We start from the raw sequence: 22,538 nt of genomic DNA on the forward strand, positions 1-22,538 counted from the left end.
TGCGAGACGGCCTCACCACTTATTTGCGAGTGCCTCGGCCACGATGTCAGCCTTGAGTTGGGCCTCGACATACAGCTTCTTGAGTCGCCGGATCTCTTCTTCAAGCTCTTTCATGCGGCTCATCATGGAGGTGTCCATGCCGCCATATTTGGCACGCCACTTGTAAAAGGTGGCGGTGCTGATCCCCAGTTCGCGTCACAGCTCTGGCACGGGTAATCCAGCCTCAACACGCTTGAGCGCGTCCATGATCTGGCAGTCGTTAAATCTCGATTTCTTCATATAGAACTTCTTTCTAAGAAAATTCTACTTCTGGCGCCTTTGATTTATCGGGGGGATTACCCGGACGGGGCAATCTGCAAAACTTCGCAGATTGGCTCGACCCCGTAGGTGTCGCGATGTTTGTCCACGAAGCCTCTCAGGACTTGAGTCGGCGGTCGAGCTCCGCCTGGGCAAAAAACGCACTGGCCAGCTTGAGGATTTCGTTGGCTCGGCGCAGTTCCTTGTTCTCACGTTCCAGGGCTTTGATGCGGTCACGCTCTTCGCTGGTGACGCCTTCGCGCAGCCCGGTGTCGATCTCCTGCTTGCGTACCCATTCATGCAGCGTCTGGGGAACGCAGCCAATCTTGGGTGCAATTGATTCAACGGCAGCCCACAGGGATGGGTATTCGCCACGATGCTCTTGCACCATGCGCACCGCGCGTTCGCGAACTTCGGGGGAAAAACGATTTGATTTCTTGCTCATGGCTCCATCTTCTCAAAGTTTGGAGCCTCCTCAATTCCCGGGGCGATTCAGTATTACGTTAGCATGACTATCCCATCAGCCCAGCCGCTGCGCGCAAAGTCTGGGCTTTGTCGGTGCTTTCCCAGCTGAATTCGGGTTCTTCACGGCCAAAGTGGCCGTAGGCGGCGGTTTTTTCGTATATGGGGCGCAGCAGGTCAAGCATCTGAATGATGCCGCGCGGGCGCAAGTCAAAGTGGCGGTGCACCAGGGCGGCAATGTCTTCGTCCGGGATCACGCCGGTGCCTTCGGTGTAAACCGTCACATTCATGGGTTTGGCCACGCCAATGGCGTAGGCCACCTGAATCTGGCATTGGCGCGCCAGTCCCGCCGCCACAATGTTTTTGGCCACATAGCGCGCGGCATAGGCGGCCGAGCGGTCAACTTTCGTTGGGTCCTTGCCGCTGAAAGCGCCGCCGCCGTGAGGGCAGGCGCCACCGTAGGTGTCGACAATGATCTTGCGCCCTGTCAGGCCACAGTCGCCTTGCGGGCCGCCCACGACAAAACGGCCCGTGGGGTTGATCAAGTATTTGGTATCAGGCGTCAACCATTCCTTGGGCAACACTGGCTTGATGATCTCTTCACGAATCGCTTCATAGAAGGCATCGGTCATCCGGTTGCCCAGGCTCATCTCGGGACTGTGCTGGCTGGACAGCACTACGGTGTCAATGCTGTGCGGCTTGCCGTCCACGTAGCGCATGGTGACCTGGCTCTTGGCATCCGGGCGCAAAAAGGGCAGGCGACCGTCCTTACGCAACTGCGCCTGGCGTTCGACCAGACGGTGGGCGTAATAGATGGGCGCGGGCATCAGTTCAGGCGTTTCGTTGCAGGCATAACCAAACATCAGGCCCTGATCGCCGGCACCGGTGTTCAGGTGGTCGTCGCTGGCGTGGTCAACACCCTGGGCGATGTCGTTGCTCTGTTTGTCGTAGGCTACCAGCACCGCGCAACCTTTGTAGTCAATACCGTAGTCGGAGTTGTCGTAGCCAATGCGTTTGAGTGTGTCACGAGCGACTTGAATGTAGTCCACGGTGGCGTTGGTGGTGATTTCGCCAGCCAACAAAACCAGGCCAGTGTTGCACAAGGTTTCTGCCGCCACCCGTGACTTGGGGTCTTGCTTAAAAATTGCATCAAGAATCGCGTCTGAAATCTGATCAGCCACCTTGTCGGGGTGACCTTCAGAGACGGATTCAGAAGTGAATAGGAAATCGTTCGCCATAATGGAAAGCCCTAATAAAAGTTAACAAGCATTGCGCGTTGCTTTAGCTTTCGAGGCTTTCGGCGAACGCTTTAGCAGATCTGTCATTGATTTGACAAGGCACAATGGCGTCCTCGATAGAGTGGCTCTTGTGTGTCGCCCTGCAAGTAGTTCCATAACTCAGCGACGTGGTATTTTATCGCACTCATGATCATCCTTTTCAAACTGTTGTCAGTCTGGCCTTTGTGGTTGTTGCATGGCTTGGGTGTTGTGCTGGGCTGGCTGGCGATTTTGACGTCCTCCACGTACCGCCAGCGCTTCGTCCGCCATGCTGGACTGGCCGGCTTGACACGTTACCAATTGTTGAAGGCGGTAGGGGAAAGCGGAAAGATGGTGCTTGAGCTTCCGCGTCTTTGGCTGGGACCCCAAGTGACCGTGACGTGGGATGGCGCGGAGCATGTGGAAGGGGCACTTGCACAGGGCCGTGGTCTTGTATTCCTGACGCCACATCTGGGTTGTTTTGAGATCGCGGCGCAAGCCTACGCTCAGCGTTTTGGTCAGATGGGTAAGCCCGTGACAGTGTTATTTCGACCACCAAGGCAGAAGTGGTTCATGGCGCTGATGGTCGCTGCACGGCAGCGTCCCGGTTTACAAACCGCACCGACCAACCTGTCAGGTGTCAAGCAATTGATCAAGGCGCTGAAAAAAGGTGATACGGTGGGCCTGCTACCGGACCAGGTCCCACCACGGGGCATGGGAGTGATGGCCCCTTTTTTTGGCCGAGAGGCCTACACCATGACCTTGTCGGTGCGGCTGGTACAGCAAACGGGGGCCTCGGTTTTGCTGGCCTGGGGTGAGCGTTTGCCGTTCGGGCGCGGCTACCGGGTGCATGTGCGCCCGCTGGCTCAACCGCTACCAACCGCATTGCCTGAGGCGGTGACTGTGATCAATCACGCCATGGAAACGCTTGTACTGCAATGCCCTCAGCAGTATTTGTGGGGCTATGCGCGCTACAAACAACCACGCACCTCGGCATAAGGTCAGCAAGAAAATTCAAAAATGGGAACCCGATTTGCTTTGTATCTGATGCGTGTTCTGGCGCCTTTGCCGCTGAATTGGATCCGAGCCTTGGGTTGGCTGCTGGGCTGGTTGCTGTACACAGTCGTGGCGCCGCGCAGGCATGTAGTGCACACCAATTTGCGCTTGTGCTTTCCCCACCTGACGCACGCCGAATTGCGCCGATTGGCGCACCGGGTGTTTGTGTGTTTTGCCCAGGCTTGGCTGGATCGCGGCTGGCTGTGGCATGGCGCGCCCGACCTGGTGCGCGCTCGTTTGACCCTGTCCGGTGCCATCGAGGAACTCCAGGGACGCGATCCAGTGGTGATTTTTGCCCCCCATTTTGTCGGTCTCGATGCAGGCTGGACCGCACTCACACAACAACTACCGCGCCACTTCACCACCATTTACACCGACCAGGCCAACAAAATAGCAGATGCATGGATTCTGCAGGGGCGCCAGCGCTATGGTTCGGGGCGTTTGTTTGGACGGGCCGATGGCGTGAAAGCCATTGTGGCCAGCTTGCGCAAGGGCGATCCACTCTATTTATTGCCTGACATGAACTTTGGTCCACATGAGTCGTTGTTTGTACCGTTTTATGGCGTGCCAGCCGCCACAGTGCCCAGCTTGTCACGTTTTGCCCGGCTTGGGCGCGCCAAAGTGGTGCCGGTAGTCACCCGCATGACGCCCCGGGGCTATGTGGTTCAGGTGTTGCCGGCATGGCCGGATTTCCCCACCGATGACCTGCCGGCTGACACCGCGCTGATGAACGCACGCCTGCAAAGCTACGTTGATGCCATGCCAGAGCAGTACTACTGGGTGCACAAGCGCTTCAAGGACCAACCCCTGGGCGAATCAGCGGTTTACCGCTAGTCAGCGACCCTGGGCTCGGGTGTTATGGTGGCGCGGTCAGAGGCAGTCGCCTGCACTGGGTGGGCCCATTGCCACAGCAGCGTGGCGACCTCCTCAATACCCTGGCGCTTGGTGGCTGAAAACAGACGTACTTCACCGCCGCCGGCCTGCAGTTTCATGATGGACAAAGCCTTGGTTTGTTCGGCCCGGGTCAGTTTATCGGCCTTCGTCAGGATCACCAAAAACTTCAACCCCTCCTCCACCCTGGGGCGGACCACGTCAAGCAATACTTCATCAAGCTCGGTCAGGCCGTGTCGTGGGTCACACATTAGCACGATCGCCTTAAGGTTTTCGCGCGTCACCAAATAATTGGCCATAACCTGTTGCCAGCGAATTTTGTCCTGCTTGGGCACAGCGGCGTAACCGTAGCCTGGCAAGTCAGCCAGAACTGCATCGGTCACGCCTTGTTTCCCCAGTGCGAACAGGTTGATATGCTGGGTTCGTCCGGGTTTTTTGGAAGCGAAGGCCAGCTGTTTTTGTTGTGTCAGGGTATTGATACAGGTGGATTTACCCGCATTGGAACGTCCTACAAAGGCAATTTCTGGTACGTCCAGAGGCGGCAAAAAATGCAATTGTGGCGCAGTGGTGAGGAATTTGGCGGTGTGTAGCCAGCCCAATGCCACCACGGGCGTCACGGTGGAAGGGGCTTGCTCGCCGGGCAATGTTGGCTGGGATGGACTTGGGCTGGGTTGATTTGTCATGGGATGAGCGCTGTTAAGTTAGGCCATTGTAGAATTACAGGGTTTACCCACACCACCAACTGACCTGTCCACTTATGAAGCTGATCGCCACATTCACCCTCGCTGCCGCGTTGGTCACCGCTGTTTTTTCAAGTGTTGCAGCAGACGCAGTTGTCGCTGCCAAGCCGGATTTAGCCAAAGGCGAGGCCAGCTTTGCAGGAGTCTGCGCAGCATGCCATGCGCCGGATGGCAATTCCCTGATTCCGGTGAACCCCAAATTGGCGCAGCAACACCCTGAATATCTCGTCAAACAGTTGACTGAGTTCAAGGCGGGCAAGCGCGAAAACGCTGTGATGACCGGAATGTCCGCTGCGTTGAGCGATGAGGATATGAAAAACATCTCTTACTGGCTGGCCACCAAAAAGGCCACGCCGGGCGCAGCCAAAGAAAAAGAACTGGTGTTGCTGGGTGAAAAAATCTATCGTGGTGGCATTGCCGACCGCCAGATCCCGGCCTGTGCGGGGTGCCACAGCCCCAACGGTGCCGGCATTCCAGCCCAATACCCACGCTTGAGTGGACAACACGCTGAATACTCTGTGGCTCAGTTGACCGCATTCCGCGACGGTGTGCGAAAAAACAGCCTTCAGATGAACCAGGTGGCAGCCAAACTCAATGACCGTGAAATTAAAGCGGTTGCTGACTATATTGCCGGCTTGCGCTGACTCTCAATAAGTTTTAACGGCTGCCTGGTGACGCATGTCACCTTTGCAGCCCCGAAGGCAGGTCGTGTTAACCACCCTGCCTTTTTTGTTGCCTGTCTCCTTCGGAGTGTTATTTTTTTGTCTGGCACAGGATTTTGTAAGAAAGCCTAACATCTCGCGACTTAAAGGTACAAAGGAACCATGATGCTGATAAAAATTAACGACCAAGGCTTTACTCATCCGGTTTCAAGTGAAATAACACCTGAGGCTGTCTACCAAACAAGACGTCAGATGATTCGTCTGATGGCCAGTGGTGTGGCGGGTGCCGCGCTGGCTTCCTGGGCTTCGCGGGAGGCGCTGGCGCAAAGCTGGATACCGCCGGGAAAAAACGCAGCCCTGGCGCGCAGCCGCTCGAATATTGCCGGGGCACTGATCATGGAGAAAGTGACCGAGTACAAAGACGCCAGCACGTACAACAATTTTTATGAGTTTGGCACCGACAAAGCTGATCCGGCCAAACAGGCACACACCCTCAAGACCAGCCCCTGGTCGGTAGAGATCGAGGGGCTGGTCAAAAAGCCAGGCCGCTATGCACTGGAGGACTTGATCAAACTCAGCGCCCAAGAAGAGCGTATTTACCGCCTTCGCTGCGTCGAGGGTTGGTCTATGGTGATTCCGTGGGTGGGTTATTCGCTGTCTGAATTGATTAAAAAAGTAGAGCCGCTGGGAGGGGCCAAGTATGTTGAGTTTGTCACTCTGGCCGACCCTAAAACCATGCCTGGCGTGGGCTCCCGGGTGCTGGATTGGCCCTACGTGGAAGGCTTGCGCATGGACGAGGCCATGCATCCGCTGACCCTGCTGGCGTTTGGCATGTATGGTGAGGTGTTGCCGAAACAAAACGGTGCCCCGCTTCGCCTGGTGGTGCCTTGGAAATACGGCTTCAAAAGCGGCAAGAGTCTGGTCAAAATCCGTTTTACCGACAAGCAACCTGCCACGGCTTGGAACAAGGCGGCCGCCAGCGAATACGGTTTTTATTCCAACGTGAATCCGGAGGTGGACCATCCACGCTGGAGCCAAGCCGCCGAGCGACGGATCGGCGAAGACGGCTTGTTTGCCAAGAAGCGCAAGACCTTGATGTTCAATGGCTACGAGGCTCAAGTGGGACAGCTCTATGCCGGCATGGACCTGAAAAAGTACTTTTAATGTCTCTTGGCGAGGTCGCCGCCCGCGCTTTTAGCGCATGTTGTCGGCACCGGTTTGCCAAGCCGGTGGTGTTTGTCCTGGCCTTGCTGCCTTTTGTGTATTTGCTGTGGGCTGCAGTGGCTGATCAGTTGGGCGCCAACCCGGCAGAGGCGTTGGTTCGGGCGACGGGTGACTGGACCTTGCGTATGCTGTGCGTGGTGTTGGCGGTGACGCCGCTGCGGGTGCTCACGGGCAACGCGGCGTTGGCCAGGTTTCGCCGCATGTTGGGCTTGTTTGTGTATTTTTATGCCCTGTTGCACTTGCTGAGCTACAGCGGTTTTGACATGGCATTTGATCTGGCCGACATCGCCCGGGACATTGTCAAACGGCCGTTCATCCTGGTGGGTTTTGTCGCTTTTGTGATGTTGACCAGCCTCGCGTTCACGTCGTTCAATCGGGCCATCAAAGTGCTGGGCGGGCGCAACTGGCAGCGCTTGCACCGCGCCGTGTATGGAGTCGCTGGCCTGGCGATCTTGCACTTCTTCTGGATGCGCGCGGGCAAAAACGACTTTGCGGAGGTCTTTGTTTATGCTGGTGTGTTGACGGCTCTGCTGGGCTGGCGGCTGTCGCGGTTTTTGAATCAAAAGAGCTGAGGCCTGCCAAGTCCATCGAGGATCGCGCCGAGTTTCATCCGGGCTACGGCCATCGCTCAGGTAATCAAACGTTCCTGCCGCATTTGATCAGCATAGCCTTCCCGCGCACGAATCAGGTGTGCCTGACTACCATCCACCAGCACCTCGGCAGCGCGGTTGCGCGTGTTGTAGTTGCTGGCCATGCTCATGCAGTAGGCGCCAGCAGACATCACGGCGAGAAGGTCGCCTTGCGCCACGCTTAAATCCCGGTCGTGGCCAATCCAGTCGCCGCTTTCGCAGATCGGGCCAACCACTTCCCAGGTCTCTGGGGTGGTGTCGCGCGGCTTGAGCGGTACGATCTGGTGGTAGGCTTGGTACATGGCTGGTCGCGGCAGGTCATTCATGGCGGCATCGACAATGCAAAAATTCTTTTGCGCGCCTGGCTTGAGGTACAGCACTTCGGTCACACACACGCCCGCATTGCCCACCAGGGAGCGGCCCGGTTCGATCATCAGAGGCCGGTCGCCGAAACCACGGGCATCAAGTTTTGCCAATAACTTGCGCCACAACACAGCCGCTTCAGGCGGGGTTTCTCCCTGGTATTCGATGCCCAGACCACCCCCCATGTCGATGTGGTGAATGGGTACACCTGCGGCCTCAATGGCTTCCACCAGGTCCAGCATGCGGTCCATGGCATCCAGATAGGGTGACTCCTGCGTGATTTGCGAGCCAATGTGACAGTCAATGCCTTGGACCTTCAAGCCAGGCAAAGCGGCGGCGCGCTGGTAAGTCTGCACCACGTGCTCATGAGCGATGCCGAACTTGTTGCCTTTCAGGCCCGTGGAAATATAAGGGTGTGTCTGCGGATCGACATTGGGGTTGACGCGAATACTCACCGGGGCTTGCAGGCCCAGGTTCAACGCCACCTCATTGAGCACCTCCAATTCAGCTTCGCTCTCCACATTGAAGCAGCCTACGCCGGCTTCAAGGGCCGCGCGCATCTCGGCCCGGGTTTTGCCCACACCAGAAAAAATGATACGACTGGCCAGTCCACCTGCGACCAGCACACGTTGCATTTCACCCAGTGACACCACATCAAAGCCACACCCTGCATGGGCAAACAATTGAATGATTGCCAGGGTCGAGTTGGCCTTCATGGCGTAGCAAATTTGCACCTGCCGCCCCGAAAAGCCTTGCTGGTAGGCCGCAAGTGCCGCCAGCATCGAGGCCTTGGAGTAAGCAAACAAGGGGGTGCCATACTGCTGCGCCAAGGCGCTCAACGGGATCATCTCAACAAAAAGTTCGTCGCCAGCATAGGCAATGTGGGGGTGGCCCGGTAAACGGTCAGGATGCATGGAGGTTATGGCGCAGAGGCGGCGGTTGCAGGTTGGGGGGCTGGCGGCAAGGATGAACTGCCTGTCGCACTGGTTGGATTCTTGCCTAAGGATGGCAGCAAGCTCTCAGGCAGGGTGGCTCGATCTACCGTACCTGTCGGCGGTAAATAAAGAGGACCCCGCTGGCCGCAGGCCGCCAAAGCTACCGCACTGGCACCAAGGGCAAAGGCGCGCACTAGAATTTGAGGAATTAACAGCATGGTGAAATTGTAATGACTGACTCCGAATTCATGGATCGCGCAGAGCTGGTACTCAAGGCCGTCGAGGCAAGTTGCGACCGTATCAACGATGAAACCGCTGCTGATATTGACAACCAGCGAACGGGCGGCATGATTACCCTGGCCTTTGCCAACCACAGTCAGATCGTCATTAATTTGCAAAAGCCATTGCATGAAATTTGGTTGGCTGCAAAAGGGGGTGGCTTTCACTACCAATTTGATGGCGCACAATGGTCAGATACCAAAGGTCAGGGCGAGTTTTTTGCGTCCTTGTCGCGCCATGCAACAGAGCAGGCCGGCCAACCGCTCATGTTCACGCCATGACCATACAGACACGTTCTTGTCCGTGTCTGTCAGCTTGAATTATCTGAACAAGTCGAGAATTTTTCGTTTCTCGTCCGCTGCAGGCATGGGGATGACTTGTGGCTGATTCGGGTTTTCGCCATTGGTCAAGCCCAGGCTGGAAACGCCAGAGCGTCCCGCATACTCATCATAAAACCATTCGCCACCAAGATTGATCACGCCGTCTGGCACGTTAGCCTCCACCACCGGTGCATTTTTCAAGGCTTGTGCCATGAATTCAATCCAGACCGGCAGGCTCAAGCCGCCGCCCGTTTCACGCGCACCCAGTTTTCTCGGGGTGTCGTAGCCAATCCATGTGACGGCCATCAAGCTTGGTTGGTAGCCTGCAAACCAGGCATCCAGGGAGTCATTGGTTGTTCCTGTCTTGCCGTAGAGGTCAGGGCGCTTGAGCGTAGCCTGTGCCGACGCGGCCGTTCCGGAGCGCGTGACCTCCTGAAGCAAGCTGCCCATGACAAAGGCATTGCGGGCATCAATGGCGCGCATGGATTCGTTCAGAACCGGAACTTGCGTCTGGGTGATCACTTTGCCTTTTTGATCGGTGACGTGGCTGATCAGCCAGGGGTTCACGCGGTAGCCGCCATTGGCGAAGACGGCGTATGCGCCGGCCATTTGCATGGGTGTGACAGAGCCCGCGCCCAAGGCCATGGTCAGGTAAGCGGGGTGCTTGTCCGCCTCAAAGCCAAAGCGGGTGACCCACTCTTGGGCATTCTGCGCCCCTACGGTTTCCAGAATGCGAATCGACACCATGTTTTTGGACTTGGCCAGACCTCGGCGCATGGTCATGGGACCTTCAAATTTGCCGTCATAATTTTTCGGCTCCCAGGGCTGACCACCCGTCACGCCGGCATCATAAAACAAGGGGCTGTCATTGATGACCGTGGCAGGTGTCACGCCATGTTCCAGCGCTGCTGAGTAAATGAACGGTTTGAAGCTGGACCCAGGCTGGCGCCAGGCCTGAGTGACATGGTTGAACTTGTTTTTTTCAAAATCAAAGCCACCCACCATGGCCTTGATCGAACCATCGCGCGGGTCAAGGGCTACAAAAGCGCCTTCCACCTCAGGCAACTGGGTGATATCCCAGGTTTTTTTGGGTGTTTGCACGACACGGATCACAGCACCTCTGCGAATCCTGATGTTGGCAGCGGCCTTGTCAGACAAGCCGGATTGAACCGGTTTGAGTCCTTCCCCAGTGATTTCAATCGTTTCACCGTTTTGTCTGATGGCCACAATTTTTTTGGGCGAAGCCTCCAATACCACGGCTGACATCACGTCGCCATTGTCCGGGTGCTCCTGCAGCACCTCGTCAATGATGTCGTCCATGGCCTGTGGGTCGCTTGGCAGGCTGACAAATTTTTCGGGTCCGCGGTAAAACTGGCGCCGCTCATAGTTCATGATGCCGCGGCGTAACGCCTTGTAGGCCGTGTCTTGCTGTTCAGCGTTGAGCGTGGTGTAGACGTTCAAGCCACGGGTGTAAGTGGCATCACCATATTGCGCAAACATCAGTTGACGCACAGTTTCCGCCACAAACTCAGCGTGGATTTGGGTGTTGTCCGAGCTCGATTTGATTTGGAGCGGCTCAAGTTTGGCGGCATTGGCCTGCGCTGACGTGATGAACCCGTTGTCCAGCATCCGTTCAATGATGTAAAGCTGCCTTGACCTGGCGCGCTTGGGGTTATTGATGGGGTTGTAGGCCGACGGGGCCTTGGGCAAGCCCGCCAACATGGCCGCTTCGGCGACCGTGATGTTTTGCAGCGACTTGCCGAAGTAGGCTTCTGCAGCCGCAGCGAAGCCATAAGCTCGGTTGCCCAGAAAGATCTGATTCATGTAAATTTCAAGAATCTGGTCCTTGCTGAGCAAGTGCTCAAGCTTGAAGGTCAGCAGAATTTCATAAATTTTGCGCGTGTAAGTTTTTTCAGAGGTCAGGTATACATTGCGCGCGACCTGCATGGTGATGGTCGACGCGCCCTGACTCTTGATGCGGCCCAGATTGGCCAGCGCTGCACGCAAAATACCCTTGTAGTCCACGCCGCCATGTTCATAAAAGCGCGCATCCTCGATCGCCAGTACGGCATCTTTCATCACCTTCGGGATATCCTTGATCGGCGTGAGATGACGTCGCTCTTCACCAAATTCTCCAATCAGTACGCCCTCAGCAGAGTAAACACGCAAGGGCAATTTGGGGCGATAGTCAGACAAGTCTGAAATATCGGGCAAATTGGGGGATGCGACGGCCATGGCAATGCCCACCAAAAGTGCCAGCGATGTCATGCCCGCCAGGATCGCACCGCCCGTCCAGACGGTCAGTTTGATAAGCCAGTGGGTTTGATTTTTCTTTTGATTTTCTTGGGCTGGCGCTGACTTGGACACGGTGTTGGGCGAGGGAACGGTCATAAAAAACCTGTTGATGGATCTGACTCATTATAAAAATTGGGCCAGAAGCTGTGTCGAGGTTAGCATCCGCCCGGGGGATATTTGCGATTACCTGCCAAAATTAGCGCGGTAGAACCCCGATTTTTCTTGATTTTGCGTCTATATTTGACAACAGCCCGGTTTATTTAAAAACGGGATTCTCTTTGCTGCGCTTGGGGCTTGCTGATAGTATTGACGTGACTTCTCATGTGTTACGTAAATTTCTGTATCTTGTTCGGGGGAATGTGTTGATTTCTTTGAGATCATTGTTTAGCCAACAACTCGCGCCGATGCTGGGCTTGGACGTCAGTGCGTCCAGCGTCAAGCTCGTTGAGTTGGGGCAAGATAAATCTGGCAACTTGATTCTGGAGTGCTGTGCCATCGTGCCTTTGGAGCGAGGCTGGATCAACGATGGCAATATTGAGAAATTCGATGAAGTCGCTGAAGCCCTGCGGCGTTTGATCAAGAAGAGTGGCACCAAGACCAAGAACGTCGCCATGGCGCTGCCGCCGTCGGCCGTGATCACCAAAAAAATCGTCCTGCCAGGCGGCATGACAGACCACGATCTTGAGATGCAAGTCGAATCCGAGGCCAATCAGTACATCCCCTTTCCGCTGGATGAAGTCAGTCTTGACTTTTGTATTTTGGGGCCGAGTGCCAACGCGACCGGTGATGTGGATGTTCTGATTGCGGCTTCCCGGCGAGAAAAAGTGCAGGATTTGCAGGGACTCGCAGAAGCCGCAGGGCTCAAGCCTGTGATTGTCGATGTGAAGTCTTATGCGTCTCGCCTGGCCGCAAGCCGTTTGATTGCCGGCATGCCGGATCATTCGGCCGAGCGCATTGTTGCTTTGTTCGAGGTGGGTTCCCTGACAACCAGCATGCAGGTGATCCGCAACGATGAGGTGCTGTACGATCGTGACCAAGCTTTTGGCGGGGCGCAGTTGACTCAATTGATTGTTCGCCAGTACGGGTTTTCTCCGGAAGAGGCCGAAACAAAGAAATGCAGCGGTGATTTGCCTGAAGATTACCGATCAACTGTGTTGCAGCCTTTCATTGAAAGCCTGGTGCAGGAAATTGGCCGTGCTCTCCAGTTCTTTTTTACCAGTACCACGCACAACAAGGTCGATTTGGTGATGTTGGCCGGAGGGTCAGCCAGTCTGCCTGGCCTGACTGCAATGGTCACCAAGCAGTCCGGCTTTGCTTGCCTGGTCGCCAACCCGTTTGAGGGCATGCGCATCGCAGAGAGTGTTGGGCAGAAAAAAATGCTGCTTGAGGCGCCTTCTTACCTCACCGCCTGTGGCTTGGCTTTGCGGAGATTTTCGAAGTGATTCTGATCAACCTGCTCCCGCATCGGGAAATTGCCCGCAAACGCCGAAAAGAATTGTTCAATGTGAGTCTGGGTTTGTCTGTCTTTATGGGCGGACTGATCGCGGGACTGATTTTTTTGTGGTTTCAATCACAAATTTCATCGCAGCAAGAGCAGAACCAGTTGCTGCAAAGTGAAATCAGCAAGTTTGATCTTCAGATCAAGGAAATTGCCGGGCTGGAGGGGGAGATCGCCGCTTTGTTGGCGCGTCAAAAAGCCGTTGAAGATCTGCAGGCTGACCGCAACATGCCAGTCTATCTTTTAACCGAGCTGGTTCAACAGTTGCCTGACGGCGTCTATGTCAGCTCGTTGCGACAAGAGGGGCAGAACGTCGCTTTGCAAGGTGTTGCCCAGTCCAATGAGCGGGTTTCGGAATTGCTGCGTAATCTGGCGAACAATTCTCCCTGGTTTAGCCGACCTGAATTGGTTGAAATTGTGGCCGGCTCGGTTAATTTAACCCCGCGTGATGTACGCCGTGTGTCAAACTTTCAGATCAGGGTCAAACTGGTTCGTGCCACTGAGGCCCAAAAGAATCCTTCACAAGCTGCTTCTGTAGCTGCTGCGGCGAGTCGGTAACAGGTAGGCATGATGGCGAAACAATTAAAAATCAACATTGATTTCAAGGAGAAGCTGGAGGCTGCGGTCTCCCAGTTTCGGTATCTGGACAGCAAGGACCCTTCCAGTTGGCCCGTGCTGCCCCGTTTCTCTTTATTTTTTGGCTTGGCGCTTGTCTGCGTTGTTGCTTTGTGGTTTGTCTGGCTCAGCGATATCGAGGCCGAGTTGACTCAAGCGCAGGCGACCGAGCTCAAGCTGCGCGATGAGTTCAAGGTCAAGCTCGCCAAGGCCGTCAATCTTGAGGCGCTCAAGAAACAGCGTGAACAAGTCCAGCAATATGTCACGCAACTTGAAAAGCAATTGCCCAGCAAAGCCGAGATGGACGCCTTGCTGTCTGACATCAATCAGGCTGGTCTGGGTCGCAGTCTGCAATTCGAGCTGTTCAGGCCGGGTCAGGTGGTCATCAATGATTATTACGCCGAACTGCCCATCGCCATCAAGATTACCGGTCGGTACCACGACATGGGTGCTTTTGCCTCCGATATCGCCAATCTGTCGCGCATTGTCACGCTCAACAACCTGGTGATCACTTCCGTCAAAGAGGGCACTTTGACCATGGATGCCACCGCCAAGACTTTCCGCTATCTGGATAGCAACGAAGTCAGTGCACAGCGTAAAGCGGCTCCCAAGCCGGCTAAATCATCATGACGATATTCAGAATAGCCGTTTTTTTGAGCGTCGCAGCGGGCTTGACCGCATGTGGATCGTCTTCCGATGATGAGTTACGTCAGTGGATGGCTGCGCAGCGTGCGCAAGCGCAACCCAAGATCAAACCGATTGCCGAACCCAAGCAGTTCAAGCCCGAAAATTACACATTTGCCAATGAGGCAGATCCCTTTAGCAAGCAAAAACTCACCCAGGCGCTTGGCAAAGAATCCAATCTGGCGGCCTCGAACGGCGCCTTGATTGCACCTGAATTGAAGCGGCGCAAGGAGCCCCTGGAAGAGTTTCCTCTTGACAGCATGAGCTTGGTGGGCAGCATGGTGCGAAATCAAAAACCTGTGGCCCTGGTTAAGGTCGGGCCCTTGCTGTATCAGGTGCGTCCCGGTGACTATCTGGGCCAAAATTACGGTCGAGTCGTCAAAATTGTTGAAAATGAAGTTACTTTGCGTGAAATTGTGCAAGATGCAGTCGGTGAGTGGATTGAGCGCCCAGCCAGTCTGCTGTTGCAAGAGAGGTCAAAATGAAAAATAAGCAAGTTGGTTCAGGTGTGTGTTGGTGGTATCAGCTAGGTCTGGGTCTGGGTTTGCTGCTGTCTGCCGCCCTGGCACAAGCCCAGGTGGCGATTGAGTCGGTATCCGGATCCATTCAAAGTGGCGTCGAAGTCGTCAGGATTGATCTGAGCGAAGCACTCAGTGCGCTTCCAGCGGGTTTTTCGATCCAATCGCCGGCTCGTATTGCACTGGATTTCCCCGATGTGATCAGTGCCATTGGGCGCTCGACAATCGAAGTCAATCAAGGCAATTTGACATCCGTCAGCGTGGTGCAGGCAGGTAGCCGCAGCCGGGTGGTGATTAACCTCAAGCAATCGACCACTTACAAGGCCCAATGGCAGGGCAAGTCGCTGCTGGTCGTGCTGGACGCCGTGGCGAGTTCGTCGCCCGCGCCAGCTTCGCAATTATTTACCGAGACACAGGCTCGTGGCGTTCTGCCGCTGCGCGACCTTGACTTCAGGCGTGGAGATGGCGGGTCGGGTCGGGTGGTCGTCTCTTTGCCCAACAGCCAGGTGGGTGTGGACATTCGCCAGCAAGGCCAATTGTTGGTGGTCGATTTCATGAAGACATCTCTGCCAGAAGGTTTACGCCGCCGCCTTGATGTGAATGATTTCGGCACCCCGGTGAAGACCATCACCACCACCCAGGCGGGTGACCGGGTGCGTATGGTCATCGAGCCCCAAGGCTTGTGGGCGCACAGCGCCTACCAGACGGACGAGCAGTTCGTCATCGAGATCAAGCCGGTGAAGGAGGACAGTTCCAAGCTGACCCAAGGGCCGGGTTACGGCGGTGAGAAACTGTCGCTGAACTTCCAGAGTATCGATGTGCGTTCCCTGCTGCAAGTCATTGCAGACTTTACTAATTTCAACGTCATCACGTCGGATTCCGTCACCGGTACCGTCACCTTGCGCTTGCAGGACGTGCCATGGGATCAAGCGCTTGACATCATTCTGCAGTCCAAGGGTCTGGGCATGCGTAAAACAGGTAACGTGCTGTGGATTGCTCCGAAGGACGAAATCAACGCCAAGGAAAAACTCGATCTGGAGTCAGCTGCAGCACTGCAAAACCTGGAACCTCTGCGGACCCAATCTTTCCAGATGAACTACACCAAAGCGGCTGAAGTGGCTGCTCAGCTGACCGCGACCGGCGGTGGCACTGGCGCTGGGGCCAGCAGCTCGCGCTTGCTCAGTCCGCGTGGTAGCGTGATTTCGGAGTCGCGTACCAACCAGCTGTTTGTCACAGACATCCCCTCCAAGTTGGAGCAGGTTCAGCAGTTGATTGCCAAGCTCGACATTCCGGTGCGCCAGGTGCTCATTGAGGCGCGCATCGTGGAGGCGTCCGATACCTTTGGCAAGTCGCTCGGGGTCAAGCTGGGCGGCAGTGCTGGGTCCCAGCCTGCAACGAGGGTTGGCAGTGGTGGCGTGTCCGTCGGATCGACCTATGTGGATTCCGGGGGGACGACCACGGGCAGTTTTGTTAATCTGCCGGCCATCGGTCAAGGGGGGTACGAGCCTGCTACTTTTGCCTTGTCAATTTTCAGCTCCAATCTCAACCGATTCTTGAACTTGGAGTTATCTGCCCTTGAAGCTGATGGCAAAGGGCGTGTGGTTTCCAGTCCGCGGGTCGTGACGGCGGATCAAATCAAGGCCTTGATCGAGCAGGGAACCGAATTGCCCTACCAGGTCGCGTCTTCGAGTGGTGCCACTTCCATTGCCTTCCGAAAAGCCAATTTGAAGCTTGAAGTCACACCACAGATCACGCCCGAGGGCAATATCATCCTGTCGCTTGACATCAATAAAGATACTGTGGGCCAGTCCACCGCAGCCGGTTTTGCCATTAACACCAAGCACATTCAAACTCAGGTGCTGGTTGAGAACGGCGGCACCGTCGTGATCGGTGGTATTTTCGAGATGACTGAAAGCGATAGCGAGACCAAGGTGCCCCTGCTGGGAGATTTGCCTGGTGTTGGCAACCTGTTCAAGAACCGTTCCAAGGTGTCCAATAAACAGGAAATGCTGGTTTTCATTACACCTAAGGTATTGGCTGACAAGGCCGTACGCTAGCCGTCCCATCAGGTCAGCCCGGTCCTCACATTACAAAAATTGCGAATCAGCCTCATTGGCCTCCCCGGCTCGGGCAAGTCCACCGTCGGGCGGCAACTCGCCCGGCGGCTGCAGCTGCCCTTTTTTGACTCTGACCACGTGATCGAGCAGCGCTTGGGCTGCTCGATTCGCGAGTATTTCGAGCGTGAGGGTGAGGTCCGCTTTCGCGATATCGAAGCGTCTGTTATCGATGAACTCACGCAGAATCAGGCGGCCGTTTTGTCGACGGGTGGTGGCGCCGTGTTACGGCCGGAGAACCGCCAGAACTTGCGCTCGCGGACCCAGGTGGTCTACCTGAACTCTTCTCCGGATGACCTGTTTCGTCGCCTGCGGCACGACAAAAGCCGCCCCCTGCTGCAAGTGGCTGATCCACTGCAGCGCCTGCGCGACCTGTATGCCCAGCGCGATCCCCTGTACCGCGAAACGGCGCACTTTCAGGTCGACACTGGACGCCCCTCGGTGGCCACCTTGGTCAATATGATCTTGATGCAGTTGGAGCTGGCGGGTGCGCCGACGAGTCGCTGATCCGCTGACCGCTTGCCCAGTTCGCTAAACTCGGGGTCATGCAATCTTCCGACCTCCAAACCGTTGCCATTGACCTGGCTGAGCGCAGCTACCACATTGCCATCCGTGGCTCCTTGTTTGACAACCCACTCAGTTATGCCGAGTTGCCCCATGCGCACAGCGCGCTGATCGTCACCAACACGACGGTGGGGCCCCTTTACGCCGGCCGCTTGCAAAAAGCGCTGGCGGGCAAATACCCGCAGGTGTATACCGTGGTGTTACCTGACGGCGAGGTTTTTAAAACCTGGGAAAGCCTGAATCTGATTTTTGACGCCTTGCTGGGTCACGGCTGTGACCGCAAGACGACGGTGTTTGCGCTGGGAGGCGGCGTGGTGGGCGACATGGCGGGTTTTGCTGCTGCCAGCTTCATGCGCGGAGTGCCGTTTGTTCAGGTTCCCACCACCTTGCTGGCGCAGGTCGACTCTTCCGTGGGTGGCAAGACGGCCATCAACCACCCGTTGGGCAAGAACATGATTGGCGCCTTTTACCAGCCGCTCAAGGTGGTATGTGACCTGGACACGCTCAAGACGCTGCCTGCGCGCGAACTCAGCGCCGGTTTGGCCGAGGTCATCAAGTACGGGCCGATTGCCGACATGGATTTCCTGGCCTGGCTGGAGGCCAACATGGACGCTTTGCTGGCCCGAGAGCCGGCCGCGCTGGCACATGTGGTCAAGCGCAGCTGCGAAATCAAGGCCGATGTGGTGGGTCAGGACGAACGTGAGTCGGGTTTGCGCGCCATTCTGAATTTTGGCCACACCTTTGGCCATGCCATTGAGGCGGGCCTGGGTTATGGCGCGTGGCTGCATGGCGAGGCCGTTGGGTGTGGCATGGTCATGGCGGCGCATCTGTCGGAGCGTCTGGGCTTGGTGGATGCGTTTTTTGTCAACCGGCTGGTGCACCTGATCCAGAAAGCGGGCTCGCCCGTCAAAGGGCCGCGACTGTCAGCCACCGACAACGCCGGGCGTTACCTGGAACTAATGCGCCTGGACAAAAAGAGCGAGGCCGGGGAAATCAAGTTTGTCGTCATCGAGCGCCCGGGCCGGGCCGCCGTGCGCAGTGCGCCGGATGATATGGTGCGCAAGGTGATCGACGCCTGTTGCGCCAGCTAAACCCCGCCACATGACGCTGGCCCCCTACGCCTGCGACCCGGGCAAGACGCGCGGGCGGCGCTATGCTCAGGCGCCGGCACCCACCCGCACCGACTACCAACGTGACCGCGACCGCATTGTGCACAGCACGGCGTTTCGGCGCCTGGTTTACAAGACCCAGGTTTTTCTTAACCACGAGGGCGATCTGTTTCGCACTCGTCTGACGCATTCGCTGGAGGTGGCGCAGCTCGGACGCTCGGTGGCGCGCTCACTTTCGCTCAACGAAGACCTGGTGGAAGCCATCGCGCTGGCGCACGACTTGGGCCACACGCCCTTTGGCCACGCCGGTCAGGACGCGCTCAATGTCTGCATGGCCAACCATGGCGGCTTCGAGCACAACCTGCAAAGCCTGCGCGTGGTCGACCATCTGGAAGAGCGTTACCCCGAGTTTGACGGCCTCAACCTGACGTTCGAAACCCGCGAAGGCATCCTCAAGCACTGCTCGCGCGTGCATGCTGAGCAACTTGAACGCTTTGATCCGGGGGGTGTCGGCCATCGCTTTTTGAACCGTGTCCAGCCCAGCCTGGAAGCCCAGTTGTGCAATTTGGCCGATGAAATTGCCTACAACGCGCACGACATTGACGACGGCGTGCGTTCCGGGCTGATCACGCTGGCGCAGTTGCAGCAAGTTCCGCTGTTTGATGACCACAGGCGCCAGACGCTGGCGGAATTTCCGCATTTGCAGGACAAGGCGCAGGGGCGGCGTCTGCTGTACGAGTCGATCCGCCGCATGTTGAGTGCGCAGGTCTACGACGTGATTCAGGCCACCCAGGCCGCCCTGCAGCTTGCAGCGCCCGGCACCGTCGATGCGGTACGTCATTTGCCGCCCTTGATTCAATTCAGCGCGGCCATGCGCGAGCAGTCGCAGATGTTGAAGCGCTTTTTGCTGGACAAGCTGTACCGCCATCCGCGCGTGCTGGATACCACGGGCCAGGCGCAGCAGGTGGTGCGTGATTTGTTTGGGCGTTACCTGGCGCAGCCCGATCACATGCCTGAGAGCCATCAGCGCCGGCTGGCGGCTGCGCTGGAGAACGAGCCGGTTTCCGAGCGCGCCCTGGCTCGGATTGTTGCGGACTACATCGCCGGGATGACCGACCGCTTTGCGCTGCGCGAACACCAACGACTAACGGGCCAGCGGCTGTTGTTTGAGTCATCTTAGGCGCGATTACGCGACTCCAATAAATGGAAAGATTCCTATGAACTCTGATGATCTTGTGATCGCTGACACCCAAGCCTGGCTCGAGCGTGCCGTGATTGGCCTCAACCTGTGCCCCTTTGCCAAAAGCGTGCACGTCAAGGGGCAGGTGCATTACGCCGTCAGTCGCGCCACCGCAGCCCCAGAGTTGCTTGAGGGTTTGCGTGCCGAACTCAAGGCGTTGGTGGCCCTGGACGCCAAACTGCGCGACACCACGCTATTGATCGCGCCAGACTGTCTGCAAGACTTTCTGGACTTCAATGACTTTCTGGCGCAGGCGGACGGGGTGCTGGCTGACCTGGACCTTGACGGGGTGCTGCAAATCGCATCGCTGCACCCTGGCTACCAGTTTGCAGGTACACGCGCCGATGACATCACCAATTACACCAACCGTTCGCCTTATCCGACGCTGCACCTGCTGCGTGAAGACAGCATCGACCGCGCGGTCGCGGCCTTCCCTGACCCTGAGTCGATTTTTGAGGTCAATATGAAAACCTTGGAGCAGTTGGGCCCCGAAGGCTGGGCGGCTTTGAAAGTAGGGCGCACGTCATGAAAAAGCAAAAGACAGACAACAGTCGCTCGTCCAAGGCGCCATCGCACGGTCCTGCTTCGTTGGTCGATGAGATCCGTCCCGGTCAATCGATCGAATTGCTCAAGGAACTGCACATCCTGACGCGGGACGGCAAGCTCAACCAGGACTCCCGGCGCAAGCTCAAGCAGGTCTACCACCTCTACCAGTTCATCGAGAAGCTGCTGCTTGAGTTGAGCGACAAGCCTGGCAGCACGCCGGGCGTCACGCTGGCCGACCATGGCGCGGGCAAATCCTACCTGGGCTTCATTTTGTACGATTTGTTTTTCAAGGCGCAGGCCAAGGGGCACATTTACGGCATCGAAACCCGGCCTGAATTGGTGCAGAAGTCCCAGGCCCTGGCGCGGCAGTTGGGGTTTGATCGCATGTCGTTTTTGAACCTGACGGTGGCCGATTCAGCGCAGTCCGACCAGTTGCCCGCGCGCATTGACATCGTCACCGCGCTGCACGCCTGCGACACCGCCACCGACGACGCGATGGCCTTTGGCCTGCAAAAACAGGCGCATTTCATGGTGCTGGTGCCCTGTTGCCAAGCCGAAGTGGCGCGAGTGCTGAGCCAGCACAAGGCGCTGTCGCTGTCACGCACGCCTTTGTCCGAGTTGTGGCGCCACCCCTTGCACACCCGTGAGCTGGGTAGCCAGATTACCAACGTGCTGCGCTGCCTGTACCTGGAGGCTTGTGGCTACCAGGTCACGGTGACCGAACTCGTGGGCTGGGAGCACAGCATGAAAAACGAGCTCATCATTGCGCGCCATACCGGTCACAAGAAGGTGGCATCGGCGCAACGCTTGCGCGCCCTGCTGGACGAGTTTGGTTTGACAGACCTGCTTCACACCCGCTTTACAGCCTTGCCTGACAATTCAAGTCAAGCGCCTGAGCGGCAGTCTGACCCTGGCGCCGAGGCACCCATGTGACATTAACAAAGGAATTTGCCATGAAACGAACGATGCAAAACGGGTTTTTGGCCTTATCCGTCAGCCTGTTGGTGGCCTGTGCCAGCAACAGCCCTGACGTGATCCAGCGTGGCGATGCCCAGCGCCTGTCCCAAGTCCAGGACGGGGTGGTGTTGTCGGTGCGCAATGTGGTCGTGGATGGCAGCCAAAGCGGCGTCGGGGCGGCGGTGGGTGGTGTCACTGGCGCCGTTGCGGGTGCCACGCGTGGCGGCTCCAGTGCAGAGAGTAATGTGATTGGCCTGCTGGTGGGCGTGGCGGGTGCTGTGGCTGGCAACGCCATCGAGCGCATGGCCACGCGTGAGGATGCCGTGGAGGTTCTGGTGCAACTCAAAGGGGGTGAGCGTCGTGCGGTGGTGCAAGCCAAAGGTGAGCAAACCTTGATGCCCGGCGACGCGGTCATCCTGGTCACCACGGGCGGCAAGGTCCGCATTGCCAAGGCCCCGAGATAAGCTGACCCGCTTCCATGGCCCGCCAACCCCGTCTCACCTTGCCTGGCTACCCGTATCATGTGATTCAGCGCGGCAACAACAAGCAGGCCATTTTCACCACCACAGCCGACTATCAGCGGCTGCTCGACCTGCTCGAAGAAAATGCCAAAAAGTTCGACGTGGCTGTGCATGCCTATGTGCTGATGAGCAACCATTTCCATTTGCTGGCAACACCCAAAACTGCAGATGGTTTGCCCAAAATGATGCAGGCGGTGGGGCGCAGCTATGTGCGCTATTTCAACGACGCGCAAAAGCGCAGCGGCACCTTGTGGGAAGGGCGCTACAAATCCACCCTGATTCAGACCGACCGTTATTTGCTGGCCTGCATGGCCTACATTGATCTCAATCCAGTGCGCGCTGGCCTGGTGGTGCAGCCGCAAGACTATCCCTGGTCGAGTTATCTGCATTACCTGGGTGTGCGCGTTGACCGTTTGATCACGCCGCATGCGCTGCTTTGGGAGTTGGGCAACACGCCTTTTGCCCGTGAAGCAGCCTACGCCGAATTGGTGCAAGGCGGCATCAGTCCGGTGCAACAGGCGGCCATCACGCAGGCGACGTTGAGCGGCTGGGCCTTGGGAGAAGCCGATTTTGTGGCAGATTTGCAAAAGAGTACCGAGCGACGTGTGGCCAAAGCAGCGCCTGGCAGGCCATTTTCAGTGAACAAGCCAAACCAAAAACAGCCTGAATAATCGAAAAAATATACCCTCAATGCTCTTAATTTTGATATGTCCCCAATTAAATTGAAATATGAGTTTTCGGAAAATAATTGGAATCTGACCCC

23 protein-coding genes, 2 pseudogenes and 1 other annotated feature are annotated in these 22,538 nt (G+C 56.8%); of the genes and pseudogenes, 18 read left to right on the plus strand and 7 right to left on the minus strand.

What is annotated here, in order from left to right; all coding sequences use genetic code 11:
• Positions 1 to 18: 18 nt before the first annotated feature.
• From Q7U49_RS11620 to metK, 3 genes and pseudogenes are all read right to left on the minus strand, one after another.
• A pseudogene (locus Q7U49_RS11620) lies at positions 19 to 279 on the minus strand (transposase); the annotation flags it as partial.
• A gap of 62 nt (positions 280 to 341) precedes the next feature.
• A pseudogene (locus tag Q7U49_RS11625) lies at positions 342 to 742 on the minus strand (transposase); the annotation flags it as partial.
• Positions 345 to 461, minus strand: a sequence feature (AL1L pseudoknot). (Overlaps the previous pseudogene by 117 nt.)
• A gap of 67 nt (positions 743 to 809) precedes the next feature.
• Positions 810 to 1,997, minus strand: coding sequence for a methionine adenosyltransferase (metK, locus tag Q7U49_RS11630; RefSeq protein WP_304764431.1), 1,188 nt, complete (start codon positions 1,995 to 1,997; stop codon positions 810 to 812).
• Positions 1,998 to 2,183: 186 nt separating this feature from the next.
• On the opposite strand from metK, the gene Q7U49_RS11635 reads away from it, so the two are divergent.
• Positions 2,184 to 3,014 carry a lysophospholipid acyltransferase family protein gene (locus Q7U49_RS11635; RefSeq protein ID WP_304764432.1) on the plus strand — a complete coding sequence of 277 codons (831 nt, stop codon included), beginning with the start codon at positions 2,184 to 2,186 and terminating at the stop codon, positions 3,012 to 3,014.
• 21 nt (positions 3,015 to 3,035) lie between these two features.
• Entirely contained in the window at positions 3,036 to 3,905 is an 870-nt protein-coding gene (locus Q7U49_RS11640; RefSeq protein WP_304764433.1) for a lipid A biosynthesis acyltransferase, read from the plus strand.
• Here Q7U49_RS11640 and yihA read toward each other — a convergent pair.
• Positions 3,902 to 4,645 (minus strand): ribosome biogenesis GTP-binding protein YihA/YsxC, encoded by a 744-nt coding sequence (gene yihA / locus Q7U49_RS11645; RefSeq protein ID WP_304764434.1) that lies wholly within the window; start codon positions 4,643 to 4,645, stop codon positions 3,902 to 3,904. The two genes, Q7U49_RS11640 and yihA, sit on opposite strands and share 4 nt — an antisense overlap.
• Positions 4,646 to 4,719: 74 nt before the next feature.
• Between yihA and Q7U49_RS11650 the strand changes: the two genes are divergently transcribed.
• The 3 genes from Q7U49_RS11650 to Q7U49_RS11660 all read left to right on the plus strand — a co-directional run bounded on the left by Q7U49_RS11650 (position 4,720) and on the right by Q7U49_RS11660 (position 7,160).
• Entirely contained in the window at positions 4,720 to 5,346 is a 627-nt protein-coding gene (locus Q7U49_RS11650) for a cytochrome c (protein ID WP_304764435.1), read from the plus strand.
• Between the two features lie 183 nt (positions 5,347 to 5,529).
• Positions 5,530 to 6,528 (plus strand): protein-methionine-sulfoxide reductase catalytic subunit MsrP, encoded by a 999-nt coding sequence (msrP, locus tag Q7U49_RS11655; protein WP_304764436.1) that lies wholly within the window; start codon positions 5,530 to 5,532, stop codon positions 6,526 to 6,528.
• Positions 6,528 to 7,160 (plus strand): sulfite oxidase heme-binding subunit YedZ, encoded by a 633-nt coding sequence (locus tag Q7U49_RS11660; protein WP_304764437.1) that lies wholly within the window; start codon positions 6,528 to 6,530, stop codon positions 7,158 to 7,160. Before msrP ends, Q7U49_RS11660 begins: the two co-directional genes overlap by 1 nt.
• A 56-nt stretch (positions 7,161 to 7,216) precedes the next feature.
• On the opposite strand, the gene lysA is transcribed toward Q7U49_RS11660, so the two are convergent.
• The gene (gene lysA / locus Q7U49_RS11665; RefSeq protein ID WP_304764438.1) at positions 7,217 to 8,494 is read right to left on the minus strand and encodes a diaminopimelate decarboxylase; all 1,278 of its coding nucleotides are present in this window, start codon (positions 8,492 to 8,494) and stop codon (positions 7,217 to 7,219) included.
• A 5-nt stretch (positions 8,495 to 8,499) separates the two neighbouring features.
• On the minus strand, positions 8,500 to 8,733 hold the full coding sequence (locus Q7U49_RS11670) for a lipoprotein (protein ID WP_304764439.1): 234 nt from the start codon (positions 8,731 to 8,733) through the stop codon (positions 8,500 to 8,502).
• 12 nt (positions 8,734 to 8,745) lie between these two features.
• Between Q7U49_RS11670 and cyaY the strand changes: the two genes are divergently transcribed.
• Positions 8,746 to 9,075, plus strand: coding sequence for an iron donor protein CyaY (cyaY, locus tag Q7U49_RS11675; protein ID WP_304764440.1), 330 nt, complete (start codon positions 8,746 to 8,748; stop codon positions 9,073 to 9,075).
• A gap of 39 nt (positions 9,076 to 9,114) precedes the next feature.
• Here cyaY and Q7U49_RS11680 read toward each other — a convergent pair whose 3' ends face one another.
• On the minus strand, positions 9,115 to 11,382 hold the full coding sequence (locus tag Q7U49_RS11680) for a penicillin-binding protein 1A (protein WP_304764743.1): 2,268 nt from the start codon (positions 11,380 to 11,382) through the stop codon (positions 9,115 to 9,117).
• A 389-nt stretch (positions 11,383 to 11,771) separates the two neighbouring features.
• Between Q7U49_RS11680 and Q7U49_RS11685 the strand changes: the two genes are divergently transcribed.
• Genes Q7U49_RS11685 through Q7U49_RS11740 form a run of 12 tightly spaced genes read left to right on the plus strand, consistent with a single transcriptional unit; the run spans position 11,772 to position 22,446 of the window.
• Complete coding sequence (locus tag Q7U49_RS11685; protein WP_304764744.1) at positions 11,772 to 12,851, plus strand: pilus assembly protein PilM; 1,080 nt, start codon at positions 11,772 to 11,774, stop codon at positions 12,849 to 12,851.
• Complete coding sequence (locus Q7U49_RS11690; RefSeq protein WP_304764441.1) at positions 12,848 to 13,465, plus strand: PilN domain-containing protein; 618 nt, start codon at positions 12,848 to 12,850, stop codon at positions 13,463 to 13,465. Before Q7U49_RS11685 ends, Q7U49_RS11690 begins: the two co-directional genes overlap by 4 nt.
• Positions 13,466 to 13,477: 12 nt before the next feature.
• The gene (locus tag Q7U49_RS11695; protein WP_304764442.1) at positions 13,478 to 14,152 is read left to right on the plus strand and encodes a type 4a pilus biogenesis protein PilO; all 675 of its coding nucleotides are present in this window, start codon (positions 13,478 to 13,480) and stop codon (positions 14,150 to 14,152) included.
• Complete coding sequence (locus tag Q7U49_RS11700) at positions 14,149 to 14,691, plus strand: pilus assembly protein PilP (protein ID WP_304764443.1); 543 nt, start codon at positions 14,149 to 14,151, stop codon at positions 14,689 to 14,691. The genes Q7U49_RS11695 and Q7U49_RS11700 overlap by 4 nt, the downstream gene beginning before the upstream one ends.
• Positions 14,688 to 16,781, plus strand: a complete 2,094-nt coding sequence (pilQ, locus tag Q7U49_RS11705; protein ID WP_304764444.1) for a type IV pilus secretin PilQ — start codon at positions 14,688 to 14,690, stop codon at positions 16,779 to 16,781. Before Q7U49_RS11700 ends, pilQ begins: the two co-directional genes overlap by 4 nt.
• Before the next feature lie 39 nt (positions 16,782 to 16,820).
• Complete coding sequence (locus Q7U49_RS11710) at positions 16,821 to 17,345, plus strand: shikimate kinase (RefSeq protein WP_304764445.1); 525 nt, start codon at positions 16,821 to 16,823, stop codon at positions 17,343 to 17,345.
• Between the two features lie 38 nt (positions 17,346 to 17,383).
• Complete coding sequence (gene aroB / locus Q7U49_RS11715) at positions 17,384 to 18,493, plus strand: 3-dehydroquinate synthase (RefSeq protein WP_304764446.1); 1,110 nt, start codon at positions 17,384 to 17,386, stop codon at positions 18,491 to 18,493.
• 10 nt (positions 18,494 to 18,503) lie between these two features.
• Positions 18,504 to 19,691, plus strand: coding sequence for a deoxyguanosinetriphosphate triphosphohydrolase (locus Q7U49_RS11720; protein ID WP_304764447.1), 1,188 nt, complete (start codon positions 18,504 to 18,506; stop codon positions 19,689 to 19,691).
• Between the two features lie 37 nt (positions 19,692 to 19,728).
• Positions 19,729 to 20,280, plus strand: a complete 552-nt coding sequence (locus tag Q7U49_RS11725) for a DUF1415 domain-containing protein (RefSeq protein WP_304764448.1) — start codon at positions 19,729 to 19,731, stop codon at positions 20,278 to 20,280.
• Positions 20,277 to 21,230: an SAM-dependent methyltransferase gene (locus tag Q7U49_RS11730; RefSeq protein WP_304764449.1), complete on the plus strand. Its 954-nt coding sequence runs from the start codon at positions 20,277 to 20,279 to the stop codon at positions 21,228 to 21,230. The genes Q7U49_RS11725 and Q7U49_RS11730 overlap by 4 nt, the downstream gene beginning before the upstream one ends.
• A gap of 20 nt (positions 21,231 to 21,250) precedes the next feature.
• Positions 21,251 to 21,718 carry a hypothetical protein gene (locus tag Q7U49_RS11735; protein ID WP_304764450.1) on the plus strand — a complete coding sequence of 156 codons (468 nt, stop codon included), beginning with the start codon at positions 21,251 to 21,253 and terminating at the stop codon, positions 21,716 to 21,718.
• A 14-nt stretch (positions 21,719 to 21,732) separates the two neighbouring features.
• Positions 21,733 to 22,446 (plus strand): transposase, encoded by a 714-nt coding sequence (locus Q7U49_RS11740; protein WP_304764451.1) that lies wholly within the window; start codon positions 21,733 to 21,735, stop codon positions 22,444 to 22,446.
• Positions 22,447 to 22,538 lie beyond the last annotated feature (92 nt).

Origin of the sequence: Rhodoferax sp. (genome assembly GCF_030653815.1) — a bacterium.
Taxonomy (GTDB): domain Bacteria; phylum Pseudomonadota; class Gammaproteobacteria; order Burkholderiales; family Burkholderiaceae_C; genus Rhodoferax.

Bases quoted from the DNA above. Each gene is read 5' to 3' on its own strand.
- metK (WP_304764431.1), bottom strand. From the start codon at position 1,997: ATGGCGAACGATTTCCTATTCACTTCTGAATCCGTCTCTGAAGGTCAC.
- Q7U49_RS11635 (WP_304764432.1), top strand. From the start codon at position 2,184: ATGATCATCCTTTTCAAACTGTTGTCAGTCTGGCCTTTGTGGTTGTTG.
- Q7U49_RS11640 (WP_304764433.1), top strand. From the start codon at position 3,036: ATGGGAACCCGATTTGCTTTGTATCTGATGCGTGTTCTGGCGCCTTTG.
- yihA (WP_304764434.1), bottom strand. From the start codon at position 4,645: ATGACAAATCAACCCAGCCCAAGTCCATCCCAGCCAACATTGCCCGGC.
- Q7U49_RS11650 (WP_304764435.1), top strand. From the start codon at position 4,720: ATGAAGCTGATCGCCACATTCACCCTCGCTGCCGCGTTGGTCACCGCT.
- msrP (WP_304764436.1), top strand. From the start codon at position 5,530: ATGCTGATAAAAATTAACGACCAAGGCTTTACTCATCCGGTTTCAAGT.
- Q7U49_RS11660 (WP_304764437.1), top strand. From the start codon at position 6,528: ATGTCTCTTGGCGAGGTCGCCGCCCGCGCTTTTAGCGCATGTTGTCGG.
- lysA (WP_304764438.1), bottom strand. From the start codon at position 8,494: ATGCATCCTGACCGTTTACCGGGCCACCCCCACATTGCCTATGCTGGC.
- Q7U49_RS11670 (WP_304764439.1), bottom strand. From the start codon at position 8,733: ATGCTGTTAATTCCTCAAATTCTAGTGCGCGCCTTTGCCCTTGGTGCC.
- cyaY (WP_304764440.1), top strand. From the start codon at position 8,746: ATGACTGACTCCGAATTCATGGATCGCGCAGAGCTGGTACTCAAGGCC.
- Q7U49_RS11680 (WP_304764743.1), bottom strand. From the start codon at position 11,382: ATGACATCGCTGGCACTTTTGGTGGGCATTGCCATGGCCGTCGCATCC.
- Q7U49_RS11695 (WP_304764442.1), top strand. From the start codon at position 13,478: ATGGCGAAACAATTAAAAATCAACATTGATTTCAAGGAGAAGCTGGAG.
- Q7U49_RS11700 (WP_304764443.1), top strand. From the start codon at position 14,149: ATGACGATATTCAGAATAGCCGTTTTTTTGAGCGTCGCAGCGGGCTTG.
- pilQ (WP_304764444.1), top strand. From the start codon at position 14,688: ATGAAAAATAAGCAAGTTGGTTCAGGTGTGTGTTGGTGGTATCAGCTA.
- aroB (WP_304764446.1), top strand. From the start codon at position 17,384: ATGCAATCTTCCGACCTCCAAACCGTTGCCATTGACCTGGCTGAGCGC.
- Q7U49_RS11720 (WP_304764447.1), top strand. From the start codon at position 18,504: ATGACGCTGGCCCCCTACGCCTGCGACCCGGGCAAGACGCGCGGGCGG.
- Q7U49_RS11725 (WP_304764448.1), top strand. From the start codon at position 19,729: ATGAACTCTGATGATCTTGTGATCGCTGACACCCAAGCCTGGCTCGAG.
- Q7U49_RS11730 (WP_304764449.1), top strand. From the start codon at position 20,277: ATGAAAAAGCAAAAGACAGACAACAGTCGCTCGTCCAAGGCGCCATCG.
- Q7U49_RS11735 (WP_304764450.1), top strand. From the start codon at position 21,251: ATGAAACGAACGATGCAAAACGGGTTTTTGGCCTTATCCGTCAGCCTG.
- Q7U49_RS11740 (WP_304764451.1), top strand. From the start codon at position 21,733: ATGGCCCGCCAACCCCGTCTCACCTTGCCTGGCTACCCGTATCATGTG.